Source organism: Cupriavidus sp. FW216-B1 (genome assembly GCF_058789195.1).
In genome coordinates, this window is the sequence record NZ_JBYTEL010000006.1 from 99879 (window position 1) to 117905 (window position 18027).

Annotated in this window: 13 protein-coding genes; 6 read left to right on the forward strand and 7 right to left on the reverse strand. The window is 69.8% G+C overall.

Annotated elements, in window-relative coordinates; translation table 11 throughout:
- Positions 1-104 precede the first annotated feature (104 nt).
- A complete protein-coding gene (locus AC3WXD_RS14940; protein WP_492324063.1) occupies positions 105-1085 on the forward strand; it encodes a LysR family transcriptional regulator in 981 nt (326 codons plus the stop codon).
- Positions 1086-1210: 125 nt separating this feature from the next.
- Positions 1211-2086, forward strand: a complete 876-nt coding sequence (locus AC3WXD_RS14945) for a hypothetical protein (protein ID WP_059410780.1) — start codon at positions 1211-1213, stop codon at positions 2084-2086.
- A 30-nt stretch (positions 2087-2116) separates the two neighbouring features.
- On the opposite strand, the gene AC3WXD_RS14950 is transcribed toward AC3WXD_RS14945, so the two are convergent.
- Both AC3WXD_RS14950 and AC3WXD_RS14955 read right to left on the reverse strand, forming a co-directional pair.
- Entirely contained in the window at positions 2117-2608 is a 492-nt protein-coding gene (locus AC3WXD_RS14950) for a cyanophycin metabolism-associated DUF1854 family protein (protein ID WP_020200964.1), read from the reverse strand.
- A gap of 13 nt (positions 2609-2621) precedes the next feature.
- Positions 2622-4907 carry a cyanophycin metabolism-associated ABC transporter gene (locus AC3WXD_RS14955; protein WP_029043177.1) on the reverse strand — a complete coding sequence of 762 codons (2286 nt, stop codon included), beginning with the start codon at positions 4905-4907 and terminating at the stop codon, positions 2622-2624.
- A gap of 242 nt (positions 4908-5149) precedes the next feature.
- Between AC3WXD_RS14955 and cphA (AC3WXD_RS14960) the strand changes: the two genes are divergently transcribed.
- Entirely contained in the window at positions 5150-7786 is a 2637-nt protein-coding gene (gene cphA, locus AC3WXD_RS14960) for a cyanophycin synthetase (protein ID WP_020200962.1), read from the forward strand.
- A gap of 41 nt (positions 7787-7827) precedes the next feature.
- Positions 7828-10401 carry a cyanophycin synthetase gene (gene cphA / locus AC3WXD_RS14965; protein ID WP_454731115.1) on the forward strand — a complete coding sequence of 858 codons (2574 nt, stop codon included), beginning with the start codon at positions 7828-7830 and terminating at the stop codon, positions 10399-10401.
- A 152-nt stretch (positions 10402-10553) separates the two neighbouring features.
- On the opposite strand, the gene AC3WXD_RS14970 is transcribed toward cphA (AC3WXD_RS14965), so the two are convergent.
- From AC3WXD_RS14970 to AC3WXD_RS14985, 4 genes are all read right to left on the reverse strand, one after another.
- On the reverse strand, positions 10554-11213 hold the full coding sequence (locus AC3WXD_RS14970) for an amino acid ABC transporter permease (RefSeq protein WP_020200960.1): 660 nt from the start codon (positions 11211-11213) through the stop codon (positions 10554-10556).
- Positions 11214-11235: 22 nt separating this feature from the next.
- Positions 11236-12051 carry a transporter substrate-binding domain-containing protein gene (locus tag AC3WXD_RS14975; RefSeq protein WP_492324064.1) on the reverse strand — a complete coding sequence of 272 codons (816 nt, stop codon included), beginning with the start codon at positions 12049-12051 and terminating at the stop codon, positions 11236-11238.
- Positions 12052-12172: 121 nt separating this feature from the next.
- Positions 12173-13102, reverse strand: coding sequence for a glutamate/aspartate ABC transporter substrate-binding protein (locus AC3WXD_RS14980; protein WP_020200958.1), 930 nt, complete (start codon positions 13100-13102; stop codon positions 12173-12175).
- Between the two features lie 154 nt (positions 13103-13256).
- Positions 13257-14534 (reverse strand): D-amino acid dehydrogenase, encoded by a 1278-nt coding sequence (locus tag AC3WXD_RS14985; protein WP_492324065.1) that lies wholly within the window; start codon positions 14532-14534, stop codon positions 13257-13259.
- A gap of 144 nt (positions 14535-14678) precedes the next feature.
- Between AC3WXD_RS14985 and AC3WXD_RS14990 the strand changes: the two genes are divergently transcribed.
- Together AC3WXD_RS14990 and paeA are read left to right on the forward strand one after the other, a co-directional pair.
- Positions 14679-15641, forward strand: a complete 963-nt coding sequence (locus tag AC3WXD_RS14990) for a LysR family transcriptional regulator (protein ID WP_454731112.1) — start codon at positions 14679-14681, stop codon at positions 15639-15641.
- Positions 15642-15731: 90 nt separating this feature from the next.
- The gene (paeA, locus tag AC3WXD_RS14995; RefSeq protein ID WP_492324066.1) at positions 15732-17045 is read left to right on the forward strand and encodes a polyamine export protein PaeA; all 1314 of its coding nucleotides are present in this window, start codon (positions 15732-15734) and stop codon (positions 17043-17045) included.
- On the opposite strand, the gene AC3WXD_RS15000 is transcribed toward paeA, so the two are convergent.
- Complete coding sequence (locus AC3WXD_RS15000) at positions 16939-18027, reverse strand: phosphatase PAP2 family protein (protein WP_492324067.1); 1089 nt, start codon at positions 18025-18027, stop codon at positions 16939-16941. The genes paeA and AC3WXD_RS15000 overlap by 107 nt on opposite strands.

An 18027-nucleotide genomic window follows, 5' to 3' on the forward strand; every position in this document is an offset into this window, starting at 1 on the left:
TTATTGACAAACGAATTTTTTATAATCATTATAAAAATAAATTGAATAATCATATGCGGCGACCCACGGGCCGGCGCGGGCCGGATTCGGGATGGGAGCGGGCCTTGGCGCATAACGTCAACATCAAACAGCTTCGCGCGCTGCTGACCGTGGCGCAGACCGGCTCGTTCGTGGCCGCGGCGCATCGTCTCTGCGTCACCCCTTCGGCGCTGACCGCGACGATCCAGCAACTGGAAGCGGGCCTGCGCGTGCGCTTGTTCGACCGGACGACCCGCCGCGTCACGCTCACCGCGCACGCCGCGGGGTTCCTGGCGGAGGCCGAACGGCTGGTCAATGGACTGGACAGCGCCGTCTCGGACATGCTGGCCCTGGCCCAGGGCGAACGCGGCCATATACGGATCGGCGCGGCGGCCTCGGTCATTAGCCAGTTCCTGGTGCCGGTGCTGCAGCAGTTTCGCCGCCAGTACCCTCACATCACCATTTCGCTGCGGAATCCCGCGGCGCAGGAGACCGAGCGCCTGGTGGCGGAAGGCGAGGTCGACTTCGCCATCGACAGCCGTTACCAGGACAACGACGAGCTGACGTACACGCCGCTGATGACCGATACCTACGGCGTCGTCTGCCATTGCGACACGCCGATCGCCGCGCTCAAGCGGCCGGTCAGGTGGTCCGACCTCACCTGGGGACGTTATGTGGGCTTCAACGCGGACACGGCGATCGGCCATTTCCTGCGCCTGCACATGCCTTCGTTCGCGCCCTTCAACGAGGATCACGACGAAGTCGAGAGCACCAGTTACCTGTTCGATGTCCTGGCCAGCGGCGACTATTACGCGGTACTGCCGGCGCTCTCGTTCCAGCGCAACAGCAACAAGGCACTGCGTTGGAAGGAATTGCAGGAACCGACCCTCACGCGCGAGATCTGCGTGATGTCGCGCCCGCTGCGCGCGCTCGCGCCGAGCGCCCAGTTGCTGCTGGACCTGCTGCAGGACACGCTGCAGTCGCAGCCGATGCCGCCGGGCGTGAAACGCGCGCCGCCCGCCTCCGCGGAGCCGGGCAAGCCGGGCAGGCGGGCGGCCCGGGCCTGAAGCTCCACCCGCTTCCGCGCGAGGCCGCCGCGAAATTGTAATCGTCTGTTACAGTCGATATTTTTTTCGACGACCGGACGGCGTACGCTTCGTCCGGGCAAAAAACGGAACCGGCAAGAGGCAACATGAAGAGAATCATCGGCGCGGCGGCCATCTCGCTCGTCCTCGCGGGATGCGGCGGCTCGGGCGACAACGACAGCGGGCTGGCGCTCGTGCGCACGCCGCCAGCGGCCGGCAGCACGCCGACCGACCCCACCACGCCCGTCACCCCCGTCACCCCGGTGGTGCCGCCGGCGCCCGACACCAATGCCATCGGCACGGGCATCTTCAACGGCAGCACGCCGGACGGGCAGCGCGTCAACGTGCTGGTGCTCGACGAGAACGCCTTCTACATCTTCTATTCGGCGCCGGGCGTGCCCGATGTGCCGATGGGCGTGATCACCGGCAACTACAGCAGCAACAACGACACGCTCACCACCAACAACAACGGGCTCGACTTCAACCTGGAAGCGGCCGGCTACAACCTCACGGCCGCGAACTTCAACGGCAGCTTCGTGCCCAGCACGCTGATGCAGACGCAACTGACCTACCGCAACGCGCGCAATACGGCGTTCACCGCGAACTACAGCACGGACTACAACTACATCGCCACGGTGGACGGGCTGCGGGGGGATTACTCGGGCAGCGCGGTGGCGCTGGACACCAGCGGCATGCGCTCGGACGGCATCACCATGCACGTCGACGCCACCGGCAACATCACCGTGGACGCCGGCGCGGGATGCGCGTTCACGGGCACCGCGACGCCGCGGCGCCAGGGCAAGGTCTACAACGTCAGCCTGCAGTTCGGCGCGGCGCCGTGCCGCTACCCGAACACGACGATGACGGGCATTGCCTACTACGACCCCACCACCACGCACAGCCTGCCCACGCTCGGCCAGCTCTACCTGTTCGTGATGCGCGCCGACCGCCAGGCCGGCATGATCTTCACCGGCAAGCACTGACGGCCGGAGGCGGCCGCCCGGGCCGCGCGCTTACAGGAAACGGTCGAGCAGCTTGCGGCTGGCCTTGTCCAGTCCGGCCAGGTTGCGCAGCAGGTAGTGGATGCCGTGGCTGTCGGAGATCAGCAGCGTGGCGCCGGCCAGGCGGCGGATGTCTTCCTCGCCGCGCAGCACCAGCGAGGTGACGCCGCGGTCGGTTTCCACTTCCCAGGTGCTGGGCGTGGCGAAGGTCGACACCGAGCGGATGCGGCGGATCTCCGGCATGAACTCGCGGCTGGCCAGCTCGGCCTCGATCATCTCGCGCAGCGGCGCGGGCAGGGTATCCAGGCGCGGCAGCCAGGCCAGCTCGCGGCCGTCGGCGCTGATGATGCCGACGCCGTCGTCGGGCGCGGCGATCGGAAACGCGCGCACCGGCACCACGCCTTCGTGCACGGTGCCGTCCGCCGTGGTCATCACCAGGCGGCCCAGCGCGTTGCGCGCAAGCTTGAAGTCGGCTTGCTGCTGTTGTTGCTCGTGTCGTTGCATGGAGGCTGCCTGCTTACACGTTGGCCGCTGCGGCGGTATCGAGGCTCGGGTCCGCGTCGGTGTCGACGTTGCGGGCCTGCGCCTGGTAGAGCTTGTAGTAGGCGCCTTCGCGGGCCAGCAGCTCCTCGTGTCCGCCCACTTCCACGATCTGGCCGCGGTCCATCACCACCAGCCGGTCGGCCTTGCGCAGCGTCGACAGGCGGTGCGCGATGGCGATCGTGGTGCGGCCCTGCACCAGGTTGTCGAGCGCCTTCTGGATTTCCTTCTCGGTGGCGGTGTCCACCGACGAGGTGGCCTCGTCCATGATGAGGATGCGCGGGTTGATCAGCAGCGCGCGCGCGATCGAGATGCGCTGGCGCTCGCCGCCGGACAGCGCCTGGCCGCGCTCGCCGACCAGCGAGTCGTAGCCGTGCGGCAGGCGCAGGATGAACTCGTGCGCGTGGGCCGCGCGCGCGGCCGCGACGATCTCCTCGCGGGTCGCGCCGGGCTTGCCGTAGGCGATGTTCTCGGCGATGGTGCCGAAGAACAGGAACGGCTCCTGCAGCACCAGCCCGATGTGGCGGCGGAACTCCGACACCGGCAGCGAGCGGATGTCCACCCCGTCGACGCGGATCGCGCCTTCCGAGACGTCGTAGAAGCGGCAGATCAGGTTGACCAGCGTGCTCTTGCCCGAGCCGCTGTGCCCCACCAGGCCGATCATCTCGCCCGGCGCGATCGACAGGTTGAGCCCGCGGATCACCGCGCGGTTGCCATAGCGGAAACCCAGGTCGCGCAGCTCGATGGCGCCTTCCACGCGCTCCAGGTGCACGGGCCGGGTCGGCTCCGGCACGCTCGAGACGTGGTCGAGGATGTCGAAGATGCGCTTGGCGCCGGCGGCCGCCTTCTGCGTGACCGAGACGATGCGGCTCATCGAGTCCAGGCGCGTGTAGAAGCGGCTGATATAGGTCAGGAAGGCCACCAGCACGCCCACCGTGATGGCGTTGTGCGAGACCTGCCAGATGCCGAAGATCCACACCACCAGCAGGCCGATCTCGGTGAGCAGCGTGACGGTCGGCGTGAACAGCGACCACACCGCGTTGACGCGGTCGTTGATGGCCAGGTTGTGGCGGTTGGCCTCGCGGAAGCGCTCGACCTCGCGCTTTTCCTGGGCGAAGGCCTTGACCACGCGGATGCCCGGGATGGTGTCGGCCAGCACGTTGGTGATCTCGGACCAGATCCGGTCGATCTTCTCGAAGCCGTGGCGCAGGCGGTCGCGCACCAGGTGGATCATCCACGCGATGAACGGCAGCGGCACCAGCGTCACCAGCGCCAGCCACGGGTTGATGGAGATCAGGATGGCCGCCGTCATGACGATCATCAGCACGTCGGTGGCGAAATCCAGCAGATGCAGCGACAGGAACACGCAGATGCGGTCGCTTTCCGAGCCGATGCGCGCCATCAGGTCGCCGGTGCGCTTGCCGCCGAAATACTCCAGCGACAGGCGCAGCAGGTGTTCGTAGGTGGTGGTGCGCAGGTCGGCGCCGATGCGCTCCGACACCCGCGCCAGCAGGTAGGTGCGCGCCCAGCCCAGGCTCCACGCCACCAGCGCCGCGCCCAGCAGGCCGGCGAGGTAGAGCTTGACCCGGCCGTAGTCGATGGGCACGCCGTTCTGGAACGGAATCAGCACGTTGTCCATCAGCGGCATGGTCAGGTACGGCGGCACCAGCGTGGCGGCCGTCGACAGCAGCGTCAGCAGGAAACCGGCCAGCAGCTCGAAGCGGTACGGCCGGGCAAAACGCCACAGGCGCAGCAGCGCCCAGGTCGAGGGCGGCGTCTCCAGGTCGCGGCTGCACTGCGGGCACTGCTCGTCGTCCGGCGACAGCGGCGCCTTGCAGGTCGGGCACACCGCCTCGGCGCCGGGCAGCCCCTGGGCGCCTGCCTGCGGCAGGTCGCGCCGGGCATGGAACTGGTCGATCAGGCGCAGCGCGGCCGGGTTGTGGCCCAGCGTGTAGCGCCAGCTTGCCAGCAGGCGGCCGGCCTGCTGCAGCTCGAGCGTGCCGACGCCGGCATGATCGGCGTGATGCAGCGATAATCCGGGCTGGACCGCCCATTCCTGCCAGTCGCCCTGGCCCGACGTGCGGGCCAGCAGTCGACGATCCGTCACAAGCACCCAGCCTTGGGTAAAATGCAGCCTCGCGTCGAGATCCACCGCCAGCCAGGCCAGGACGGCCTCGCCGGGCACCAGACGGGTGCCGAGTTCGTTACGCCACGGTTCGTTCGGGGCGTCGGTATCAATCGCGGGCAAGGAAGGTTGGGTCATCGTTGGCACAGCATGCTGCGTCCCCTGGACATGGACATAACTTGAAACAATTTAGCGCGGGCGCGCCCTGGCGGCCCGCCAATTTGCCCGCAGTATATACATAAGGCCAAACGCACGGGCGCTCCTGATGCACTGCACAATCGCTTTTTAATCAAGAAAGTCAACCGGCTGACCGTTGTAACGTTACTGAAAGGTTAGGCTTCTATTTCTCGGGCACTCGCCCACTGCCTCAAGCTAAATCAATGAAAAAGAAGGACATTGAGATTTTCGATGTCATGTCGCTGCGCGGCCCGAATATGTGGACATATCGGCCTGTGCTGGAGGCGTGGGTCGACATCGGGGAACTGGAGGACTTTCCCTCCAACACCATCCCGGGATTCTACGAGCGCCTGTCGGCCTGGCTGCCCTCGCTGATCGAGCACCGCTGCAGCATCGGCGAGCGCGGCGGCTTCCTGCAGCGCCTCAAGGAAGGCACCTGGCCCGGCCACATCCTCGAACACGTCACGCTCGAGCTGCAGAACCTGGCCGGCATGCCCGGCGGCTTCGGCAAGGCGCGCGAGACCCCGATCCGCGGCGTCTACAAGGTGGTGGTGCGCGCCTGGCACGAGGAAGTCACGCGCGCCGCCCTGTTCTCCGCGCGCGACCTGGTGATGGCCGCCATCGAGGACCGCCCCTACGACGTGCAGGCGGCCGTGGACCACCTGCGCCGCCTGGTCGACAAGCATTGCCTGGGGCCCAGCACCGCGTGCATCGTCGACGCCGCCGACGACCGCGACATCCCCGCCATCCGCCTGTCCGAGGGCAACCTCGTGCAGCTCGGCTACGGCAGCCGCCAGCGCCGCATCTGGACCGCCGAGACCGACCGCACCAGCGCCATCGCCGAGAGCATCTCGCGCGACAAGGACCTGACCAAGAGCCTGCTCGAATCGTGCGGCGTGCCCGTGCCCGAAGGCCGCCTGGTGGACAGCGCCGCCGACGCCTGGGACGCCGCCGAGGACATCGGCGTGCCGGTGGTGGTCAAGCCCTACGACGGCAACCACGGCCGCGGCGTGTTCACCAACCTGACCACGCGCGAGGAAGTCGAGACCGCCTACGCGGTGGCCATCGACGAAGGCAGCGGCGTCATCGTCGAGCGCTTCGTGCCCGGCAACGAACACCGCCTGCTGGTGGTGGGCGGCCGCCTGGTGGCCGCCGCGATGGGCGAGACCGCCAGCGTGACCGGCGACGGCCGCTCGACTATCGACGAGCTGATCGAGCTGCAGATCAATTCCGACCCGCGCCGCGGCAGCACCGAGGACCATCCGCTCAACAAGGTGCGCCTCGATTCCGCCGCGCGCCTGGAACTCAGGCGCCAGGGCTATGACGCCAGCTCGGTGCCGCCCGAAGGCAAGCACGTGCTGATCCAGCGCAACGGCAACGTCGCCTTCGACGTGACCGACCGCGTGCACCCGAGCGTGGCCGCGCATGCCTCGCTGGCCGCCCGCGTGGTGGGCCTGGACATCGCCGGCGTGGACCTGGTGGCGCAGGACATCTCGCGCCCGCTCGCCGAGCAGCGCGGCGCCATCGTCGAGGTCAACGCCGGCCCCGGCCTGCTGATGCACCTCAAGCCCTCCAACGGCGAGGCGCGCCCGGTCGGACGCGCCGTGGTGGACCACCTGTTCCCCGCCGGCGAAGGCGACGACAACGGCCGCATCCCGGTGGTCGGCATCACCGGCACCAACGGCAAGACCGTGGTGGCCAAGCTGGTGGCGCGCCTGCTGCAACTGTCCGGCAAGCACACCGGCCTGGCCTGCAGCGACGGCCTCTACCTGGACCGCCGCCAGGTCGAAGCCGGCGACCGCGCCAACTGGGACGCCGCGCACCGCATCCTGATGAACCGCGCGGTCGATGCCGCCGTGCTCGAGAACGACAGCGGCGCCATCCTCTCCCAGGGCCTCGCCTATGACCGCTGCCAGGTCGGCGTGGTCACGAACATCGACGTGCCCGACCACCTCGGCCAGTACTACGTCGAGGAAATCGGCAAGATGTACAACGTGCTGCGCACCCAGGTCGACGTGGTGCTCGACGGCGGCGTGGCCGTGCTCAACGCGCGCGACCCGCTGGTGGTCGAGATGGCCGAGCTGTGCGACGGCGACGTGATCTTCTTCGGCCTGTCGGCCGACCTGCCCGCCATCGCCGCGCACCGCGCGGCCGGCAAACGCGCGGTCTTCGTGCGCGACGGCAAGGTGGTGCTGGCCACCGGCAGCCGCGAGACGCCGCTGGCCGACGTCGCCGCGATTCCCCTCACCTACGCCGGCCGCGTGGCCTTCCAGGTCGAGAACGTGCTGGCGGCCGTGGCCACCGGCTGGGCGCTGGGCATCTCGCACGACCTGATCCGCGCCGGCGTGGTGACGTTCGACGTGGGCCAGGTGGACGTGCCGGGCCGCTTCACGCTGTTCGAGCGCAACGGCGCCATCGTGGTGATCGACGACGCCCACAACGCCCCCGCGCTGGAAGCGCTGGTGGCGGCGCTGGAGCGCTTCCCGACCGAGCGCCGCGTGGTGGTGTACGGCGCCGGCCTGCCGCGCCGCGACGAGGACATGGTCCGGCAGGGCAAGATCCTGGGCGCCGCCTTCGACCGCGTGTTCCTGTGCGAGGACCGCTCCGTGGAGAGCGCGCTGCCCGACGCCGAAGCCCGCGCGCTGCTCAAGCAGGGCCTGTACGAAGGCCGCCGCGTGACCAAGATCATCGACGAAGGCTCGCGCCGCCAGGCGGTCGAGGCAGCGCTCGCGCAAGTGGTGGCCGGCGACCTGCTGGTGCTGCAATGCGACGAGGGCTCGACCCTGCCCACCATCGACCAGGTCCACCAGTGGATGGGCCAGCCGGGCCGCCGCGCCTGATCCGGAACGCAGAAGAACGGATCCCAGAGGAAACTGATTTCATGGAAGTCTCACGTATCCGGGCCCTGCGCGGCCCCAACCTGTGGTGCCGCCACACCGCCATCGAGGCCATCGTCTCGTGCTCCGACGAGGCCCACACGCTGGCCCAGTTGCCCGGCTTCGAAGAGCGCCTGCGCGCGCGCTTCCCCGAAGTCGGCCCGCTGCGGCCCGACGACAACGAAGGCGTGGTCTCGCTCGCGCACGCGCTCGAATGCGCCGCGCTGCGCCTGCAGGCCGAGGCCGGCTGCCCGGTCAGCTTCAGCCGCACCGCGCCCACGGTCGAGCCCGGCACCTACCAGGTGGTGGTGCAGTACAGCGAGGAGGAAGTCGGCCGGCTCGCGCTGGAACTGGCCGCCACGCTGTGCCGCGCCGCGCGCGACGACATGCCGTTCGACCTCGCCGACGCGCTGCACCGCCTGCGCGAACTCGACGAGGACGTGCGCCTGGGGCCGAGCACCGGCTCCATCGTCTACGCCGCCGTGGCGCGCGGCATTCCCTACCGCCGCCTGACCCAGGGCAGCATGGTGCAGTTCGGCTGGGGCAGCAAGCAGCGCCGCATCCAGGCCGCCGAAACCGACATGACCAGCGCGGTCTCGGAATCGATCGCGCAGGACAAGGACCTCACCAAGACCCTGCTGCACGCCGCCGGCGTGCCGGTGCCGCTGGGCCGCACCGTGACCGACGCCGACCAGGCCTGGGCCGCCGCCCAGGAGATCAACGCGCCGGTGGTGGTCAAGCCGCGCGACGGCAACCAGGGCAAGGGCGTGGCCGTGCGCATCCGCACCCGCGAGGAAATCGACGCCGCCTTCGAGGTCGCCTCCGACATCAGCTCGGACGTGATCGTCGAGCGCTACATCCCGGGGCACGATTTCCGCCTGCTGGTGGTGGGCAAGCACCTGGTGGCCGCGGCGCGCCGCGACCCGCCCCAGGTCACCGGCGACGGCAGGCACACCGTGCGCGAGCTGGTCGACGAGGTCAACCGCGACCCGCGCCGCGGCGAAGGCCACGCCACCTCGCTGACCAAGATCCGCTTCGACGACATCGCGCTGGCCGTGCTGGCCAAGCAGAACCTGACCGCCGACACGGTGCCGCCCAAGGGCACGCGCGTGGTCCTGCGCAACAACGCCAACCTCTCCACCGGCGGCAGCGCCACCGACGTCACCGACGACGTGCACCCCGACATGGCCGCGCGCGCCGTGGCCGCGGCGCAGATGGTCGGGCTCGACATCTGCGGCGTGGACGCGGTCTGCGAGACCGTGCTCAAGCCGTTCGAGGAACAGGCCGGCGGCATCGTCGAGGTCAACGCCGCGCCGGGCCTGCGCATGCACCTGCAGCCGTCCTACGGCAAGGGCCGCGCGGTCGGCGAGGCCATCGTCTCCACCATGTTCGCCGACGGCGACGACGGCCGCATCCCGGTGGTGGCGGTGTCCGGCACCAACGGCAAGACCACCACGGTGCGCCTGATCGCCCATCTGCTCGCCGGCAGCGGCCTGCGCATGGGCATGACCGGCACCGACGGCGTCTACATCCAGGGCGAGCGCATCGACACCGGCGACTGCAGCGGCCCGCGCAGCGCGCGCAACGTGCTGATGCACCCCGACGTCGACGCCGCGGTGTTCGAGACCGCGCGCGGCGGCCTGCTGCGCGAAGGCCTGGCCTTCGACCGCTGCGACGTGGCCGTCGTCACCAACGTGGGCGAAGGCGACCACCTCGGCCTGTCCTACATCAGCACGGTGGAAGACCTGGCCGTGCTCAAGAGCGTGATCGTGCAGAACGTGGCGCCGCACGGCATGGCCGTGCTCAACGCCGCCGACCCGATGGTGGTGCGCATGGCCGACGCCTGCCCCGGCGCCGTGACCTTCTTCGCCGCCGACACCAACAACCCGGTGATGGCCACGCACCGCGCGCAGGGCAAGCGCGTGGTGTTCGTCGAGGATGGCCACATCGTGGCCACCGAAGGCGACAGCCAGGTGCGCATCGCGCTGGCGGACATCCCGCTCACGCGCGGCGGCACCATCGGCTTCCAGGTCGAGAACGCGATGTCCTCCGTCGCCGCGGCGTGGGCGCTCGGCATCGACTGGGACGCGATCCGCCGCGGCCTGGCCACCTTCGTCAACGACGCCGCCACCGCCCCGGGCCGCTTCAACGTGTTCGACTACAAGGGCGCCACGCTGATCGCCGACTACGGCCACAACCCGGACGCGATCCAGGCGCTGTGCGACGCCATCGAAAGCATGCCCGCGAAGCGCCGCTCGGTGGTGATCAGCGGCGCCGGCGACCGCCGCGACGTCGACATCCGCCGCCAGACCGAGATCCTCGGCGGCGTGTTCGACGAAGTGGTGCTGTACCAGGACCAGTGCCAGCGCGGCCGCGAGGACGGCGAGGTGCTGGCGCTGCTGCGCGAAGGCCTGCAAGGCGCGCAGCGCGCCAGCACGGTGGAGGAGATCCGCGGCGAGTTCCTCGCCATCGATACCGCGCTGGCGCACCTGCAGGCCGGCGACCTGTGCCTGATCCTGGTGGACCAGGTGGAAGAAGCGCTCGCGCACATCGCGCAGCGGATCAGGGAAGCGGCGTAAGCGCGCAAGGCACCGCCACAACGCGGCGGTTTGCTCCGCGCTCCCATGCGATGGGCGAGCGGAGCAAACCCCGGGGTCGAGCGAAGCCTCATCGAAAAAACAAAAGCCGGCCTTTCAGGCTGGCTTTTTTTTACCGCAGCGCGTCCCCGCGCCTAATGCCTGCCCGGCAGCGACAGCCGCCGCTCCAGCAGCCGCTGCGCCTGCGAAAGGACCGTGCTCAGCACCCAGTAGATCGCCGCCACCGCCAGGTAGAGCGGCAGCGGCTGGTAGGTGGCCGCGATCACCTCCTGCGCCGTGCGCAGCAGCTCGGTCACGGTGATCACCGACACCAGCGAAGTGTCCTTGATCAGGCTGATGAGGCTGTTGGACAGGCTCGGCACCGCCAGGCGCAGCGCCTGCGGCCCAACCACGTAGCGCAGCGTCTGGCCCGGCGTCAGGCCCAGGCTGTAGGCGGCCAGCCACTGCCCGCGCGGAATGCCGAGGATGGCGCCGCGCATGCTCTCGGAGAGATAGGCGCCCACGTTGAGGCTCAGCGTCAGCACGCCGGCCGGGGTCGGCTCCAGCGCGATGCCGATGCCGGGCAGCCCGTAGTACACCACGAAGATCTGCACCAGCAGCGGCGTGCCGCGCATGATGCTGACGTAGGCGCGCGCGAGCGCGCGCAGCACCGGCTGGTGGCCGATGCCCATCAGCGCCACCACCACGCCGGCCACCAGCCCGAACGCCATCGACAGCAGCGCGAACTTGATGGTCAGCAGCACGCCCTGCATCAGCACGGGCAGGGAAGCGACGACCAGTTGCAGGGCGGACATGAGCGCGCGCGAGCCTGCCGGCCTACCTGGCGGGCCTGGTCACGTCGCCGCCGAACCACTTCGCCGACAGCCTGGCGAGCGAGCCGTCCTTGCGCATGTCTTCCAGCGCGCGGTCGATGGCCTGCGCGAACTTCGGGTTGTCCTTGCGGAACGGAATCGCCACCTCGGAGCCGCCGCCCTCGACGATCGCGCCGGGCCGCAGCGGCAGGTTGGCGGTCTTGATCAGGTAGCCGACCATCAGGCGGTCGTTGAGCGCCGCGTCCACGCGCTGCGCGGCGAGGTCGCGCAGGTACTCGGGCGCGCCGGGATAGGTCCTGACGTCGATGCCGTCCACCGACTTGGCCAGCTCGTTGTAGTTGCTGCCCAGGCTCACGCCGAGCTTCTTGCCCTTGAGGTCCTCCAGCGACTTGAACTGGCGCTTGTCGTCCTTGCGCTGAATCAGTTGCGCGGCCGAGTAGACGTAGGGCGTGGAGAAGTCCAGCACCTGCCTGCGCGCCGGCGTGACCGCGACCTGGTTGACGATGACGTCGAACTTGCCGGCCTGCAGCCCGGCAATGATGCCGCTCCACTCGGTGGTGACGAACTCGGGCTTGACGCCCAGCCGGGACGCCACGCCCCTGGCCACGTCGACGTCGAAGCCGTCGAGCTGGTTGTTGGCGCCGCGGTAGTTGAACGGGGGATACGTGCCCTCCACGCCGATCCTGAGCACGCCGGCCTGCTTGACGGTGTCGAGCAGGTCGGCAGCGTGGGCGGCGGCGCCGGCGGCCAGCAGCGCAGCGGCAAACAGCACGGCGGACACGGCCTTGCGGCAGCCGGTGCGAAGTCGAAGTGATTGCATGGGGTCTCCAGACAGGACGGGCGGCGAATATCCGCATTAGGAGCGTAGTCCGCCTTCCCGCCTTGCGCAACTCCGCGGCCCCGCCCGCCGGGCCGCCCGGCCCGCCCGGAACCCGCCCGCCCTACTGGAACGCCTTGTCGTTCGGATGCGCGTACAGGTCCTTCATGTCGGCCGACAGCGGGTAGTTGAGGTTGAGCCCGCGCGGCGGAATCGGCGACTGGAACCACTTCTTGTAGAGCTGCTCGGCGCGCCCGCTGGTCATCAGCCCGGCGATCACGTCGTCGGCCAGCTTCTTGAACGAGGGATCGTCCTTGCGGAACATGCAGGCGTAGTTCTCGGTCTGCAGCGGCGTGCCCACCACCACCCAGTCGGCGGCGTTCTTGGCCTTGGTCAGCTCGCCGTACAGCAGCGGCTCGTCCATGACGAAGGCCACCGCGCGGCCGCTTTCCAGGATCAGGAAGGACTGGCCGTGGTCCTTGGTGCTGATCAGGTTCATGTTCATGGCCTTCTCGCCGTTCATCTTGACCAGCAGGCGCTCGTCGGTGGTGCCGGCGGTCGTCACCACGTTGCGGTCCTTCAGGTCGGGGAAGTCCTTCACGCCCGAGTCCTTCTTGGTCAGCATGCGCAGGCCGTAGACGAACAGGCTGTTGGAGAACGCCACCTGCTTCTGCCGCTCGAGGTTGTTGGTGGTGGTGCCGCACTCGATGTCGATGGTGCCGTTCTGCATCAGCGGGATGCGGTTCTGCGAGGTGATCGGGGTCAGCCGGACCTGCAGGTTGGGCATCTGCAACTGCGCCTTCACCTTGTCGACGATCTGCAGCAGGATCTCGTGCGAGTAGCCCATCACGTCTTTGCCATTGGTGTACGAGAACGGGATCGACGAGTCGCGGTAGCCCAGCGAGATCACGCCGGTTTCCTTGATCTTGCGCAGCGTGTCGCCGTCCTCGGCGCTGGCCATGCCGGGGGCGCCGGCGGCGCCCGCGAGCACGGCGGCGGCCAGCAGGCAGCGGGAGAATCGGTTCAGGCGGGGCAGGCGTGCATGCGGTTTCATCTTGTGTTTCTCCGTGGGTTGAGGGACGACTCTGTGAGGGTGGCTCGTATGTATGGTTGTCAGGCTCGGTGCGGACGCTGCCGCGGTACGGCCCGGGGATGCGTTAAAAAAAGCGGCGGCAAAGCGGATCTGTCCTGGCTGCGCGCCGCGGGCGCTACGCCGCCATCGCGCTGAAATTCTCGGCCTCGACCGCCGGCTTGCGCCCGGCCAGCCGGTCGGCCAGCAGGCTCGCGCTGCCCAGCGCCAGCGTGAAGCCCAGCGCGCCGTGGCCGAGGTTGAGCCACAGCCCGCGCACGCGCGACGGCCCCACCAGCGGCAGCCCGCTGGGCGTGGCCGGGCGCAGGCCGGCCCACGGCTGCAGCTGCGCGGGCGACTGCGCGTCGGGCGCCACCCCGGCGAACAGCGCGCGGGTCTCGCCGGCCAGCGTGGCGATGCGGCGGCGGTCGATCGCGGTATCGCCGCGCACGAGGTCGGCCATGCCCGCCACGCGCAGCGTGTTGCCGATGCGGGCATAGACGATCTTGCGCGCGAAGTCGGTAATGCTGATGTGCGGCGCGCCGGCGCCGTCGCGGATCAGCACCGTGATGCTGTAGCCCTTGAGCGGCCACAGCGGCACGCGCAGGCCCAGCGGGCGCAGCAGGCCCACGCTGCCCATGCCGCCGGCCACCACCACCGCGTCGGCGCGCTCGACGCCGGCGGCGGTGCGCACGCCGATCACGCGTCCACCCTCGCGTCCGCCCTCGCGCTCGATGCCCCGCACGTCGGTGCCGAAGCGCAGCGACACGCCGGGACGGTCATGCAGCAAGCGTGCCAGCGACAGGCAGAAGCGGTGGCAGTCCGCCACTTCCTCGCTCGGCGTATGGATGGCGCCGGCGATCTCGCCGCGGATGCCCGCCAGCGCCGGCTCCAGCGCCACGGTGGCGTCGCGGTCCAGCGCCTGCTGCTCGCAGCCCAGGCTGGCCTGGTAGTCGAGCAGGCGGCACGCCGCGGCGAAGCTCGCGGCGTCGCGGTGCACGATCAGCTTGCCGCGCCGCGCGAAGCCGAAGTCGTCCGGCCCGCCGTCGACGAAAGCCCGCATCAGGTCGCGCGAATGGAACGCCAGGCGCAGCAGCTTGCGCGTGGTGGCCTCGCTGGCGGCGGCGTTGCAGGCGCGCGCGAACGCCGCCAGCCAGCGCCATTGCGCCGGGTCCGGCGAGGGCCGGAAGCGCATCGGCGAATCGGCGCGCAGCAGCCAGCCCGGCACCTTGCCCAGCACGCCCGGCCCGGCCAGCGGCGCCACGTAGCTGTAGCTCAGCTGGCCGCCGTTGGCGAAGCTGGTTTCCTCGCCCGGGCCGGCGCGGCGCTCCAGCACCGCGACCTCGTGCCCGTCGGCCGCCAGCCGCCACGCCGTGCTCATGCCGATCACCCCCGCCCCCACGATCACCACCTTCATTGCCTGCCTCGCCGCCATTCGATCCGATCCGCGAGAGCGTAGACCAGCCGCGCCGGCTTGCCCAATGCGAATACGTGCCAGAATATGTCCTCAGGCTATGGATGCCCCGCCGCCCCTTCCCTTTCCCGTCCACGCCCACCTCCGATGCGCCTGCGCCAGATCGAGATCTTCCGCGCCGTCATGCTGACCGGCACCGTCAGCGAGGCCGCGCGCCTGCTGCACGTCTCCCAGCCCGTGGTGACGCGCGTGCTGCAGCACGCCGAGGCCACGCTCGGCTTCCGCCTGTTCGAGCGCGTCAAGGGCCGCCTGCAGGCCACGCCGGAGGCCACCGCGCTGTACGGCGACGTCGAGCGGCTCTACGGCGAGATCGAGCGCGTGCGGCGCGTCTCGGAGAGCCTGCGCCACAAGGGCGCGGGCCGGCTGCGCGTGGCGGCCACGCCCAGCCTCGCCAACCCGCTGCTGGTGCCCGCCGTGCGCCGCTTCTGCGCGCGCCACCCGGACACCCAGGTGCAGGTGCTGACCCACCATACCGACGAGATCGTGCAGGGCCTGCTGGCCAACCAGATCGACCTCGGCTTCGCCTTCGCGCCGCCGCGCCACGAGGCCATCGCCAGCGAGCCGGTGGCCAGCGGGCAGATGCTGCTGGCGGTGCCGCGCGGCGAGCCGCTCTTGCCGTCCTCGCCGCGCGCGCGCCGCGCCGACGTGCCGATGCAGCGGCTGGTGGAGCGCCCCTTCATCGCCTACGACGACAACAGCTCGCTCGGCCTGCTGGTGCGCCAGACGCTCGCGCGCAACGCGCTCGAGCCGCGCTCGATGCTGGAAGTCCAGACCTACTCGCTGGCGCTGGCGCTGGTCGACGCGGGCCTGGGCCTGACCCTGCTCGACCAGTACACCGCGCTCGGCGCCAGCCCGGAACGGGTCTCGCTGCACACGGTCAAGCCGGCGCTGGCCTTCGAGATCCAGGCCCTGCGCGCCAGCCACCGCGGCAGCTCCAGCCTGGCCGACGACATGCGCGCGCAGTTCGCCGGCGCCGCGCTGCAGCTCGCGGCCACGCTGCCCGCGCGCCTGGAAGCGCCGGCGGTCAGCTTCGAACACGTCCCCAAGTAGCGCCCGCCGGCGCCCGGAATTTGACAGCCCCATGCGCCGTGCACCATCATCAGACAGCCTGAAGCGCCCATCTGGTGCTTTCTGAAACCTATGTTCGCCCTAATCCTGCTCCTGCTCATCCTGATCAGCGCCTTCTTCTCGACCTCCGAGATCGCGCTGACCGCATCGCGCCGCACCAAGCTGCAAACGCTGTCCGAGCGCGGCGACCGCCGCGCCACCAAGATCATGCTGCTCAAGGAAGAGCCCGGGAATTTCTTCACCATCGTGCAGATCGGCGTCAACAGCGTGGCCATCCTCGCCGGTATCGTCGGCGAGAAGCACGTCTCCGACCTGCTGCACGCGGCGCTGCTGCCCTACTTCGACGTCGCGGCCGCCGGGCAGATCGCCAACGTCGGCTCGTTCCTGGTGGTCACGCTGCTGTTCATCCAGTTCGCCGACCTGATCCCCAAGCGCATCGCCATGAGCTTTCCCGAGCCCTGCGCGCTGCTGGTGATCGGGCCGATGCTGACCATGATCAAGGTCTTCAAGCCGCTGGTCTGGGTGTTCAACGCCAGCGCCGACGCCACCCTGCGCCTGTTCGGCCTGCCCACCAAGCAGATCGACCAGATCACCTCGGAAGACATCGCGGCGATGGTGGACGCCGGCGCCGAGGCCGGCGTGCTGCACAAGCACGAGATCCACCTGATCGAGAACGTGTTCGAGCTCGACGCCAAGAACGTCACCGCGGTGATGACGCCGCGCGACGACGTGGTCTACATCGGCCTGGACGAGCCCGCCGACAGCCTGCGCCGCAAGCTGGTCAACCACCCGCACGCGCAGTACCCGGTGTGCGGGCACAACCTCGACGACGTGCTCGGCTACATCGACTCCAAGGACATCCTGCAGATGTTCCTGGCCGACGACACCACCGGCGTGATCGGCAACATCGGCAACATCGGCAAGCACCACGACAAGAACGTGCTGGTGATCCCCGACACGCTCACGCTGACCGAGGCGCTCACGCGCTTTCGCGAGATGCACCAGAGCTTCGCGGTGGTGATGAACGAGTACGGGCTGGTGGTGGGCATCGTCACGCTGGACGACATCGTCGGCGCGCTGATGGGCAACATCATCTATTCCAGCGAGGACGAGCAGATCGTGCGGCGCGACGACGGCTCGTGGCTGGTGGACGGCCTGACGCCGCTGGTGGACCTCAAGAAGGCGCTGGAGCTCGACGATCTGCCCGGCGAGGACTACGTCGACACCGCCGCCGGGCTGGTGATCTACTCGCTCAAGCGCATCCCGAAGAAGTCCGAGTTCATCGAGGCGGCGGGCTACCGCTTCGAAGTGCTGGACATCGACCATCACAAGATCGACCAGCTGCTGGTGTCGAAGCTGCCGCCGCCGGCGCCGTCCCAGCCGTGAGCGCGCGGCGGTAGCGCTCCACCGTCTCGTCCAGCCGGAACACCAGGATCCACGCGCCCGCCGCCAGCGCCGCGGCCGCGGCAAGCGCGCCCAGGCGCAGCGGCGCCAGCCGCTCCGGCGCGTGCAGCGCCGCGTAGGCGGTGCCCAGCAGCACGATCCACGCGAAACCCAGCGCGCAGCCGGCCAGCACGTCGGACAGCCAGTGCATGCCCAGGTAGAGCCGCGACAGGCAGATCAGCGCCACCGCCACCGCGGTCAGCGCCACCACCGGCATGCGCACGCGCCACGGCTGACGCAGGCACAGCAGGAAGGCCAGGAAGCCATACGTCACCATGCTGCTGGCGGCGTGGCCGCTCGGGAACGAGAACGACTCCAGGCCATCGTAGATGCTGGCGGGCCGCCCGCGCGCCAGCGCCAGCTTGAGCACCATCACGCAGGCGCGCGCGCCGAGCAGCGCGCCCACCCAGTAGGCCGCGGCCACCCACGCGCGGCGCCATGCCAGCCACGCCAGCACGGCCAGCGCCACCGCCACCGACACGCGCGCGCCGCCCAGTTCGGTGATGGCCACCATCGCCACGTCGAGCCAGTCCCGCCGCCACGCGCGCAACTGCGCGAACACGGCCTCGTCCAGCCGCACCAGCGGCGCGCCGTGGGCGATGGCCGCGCCCAGCCACAGCAGCGCCGCGGCGCACGCCAGCAGCAATGCGCCGGCGGTGGCCAGCAACAGCAGCTCGGCCACATCCCGCTCCAGCACGCGCTCCAGCACGCGCAGCAGGCGCGGCCACGGCGGCCCGGCGCGCGCCAGCAGCGCGTCGCGCCCGCGCAGGCGCACGCCGTCGAGCCGGCGCACCAGCGGCCGGATCACCAGCAGCAGGCCGCGCACCACGCCCAGCAGCAACAGCACGAACACGGCCAGCAGGCCGACCGCGCCCAGCGCGGCAAGCGGCGTGAGCCACGCATCGGCGCCACGGACGGCCTCCAT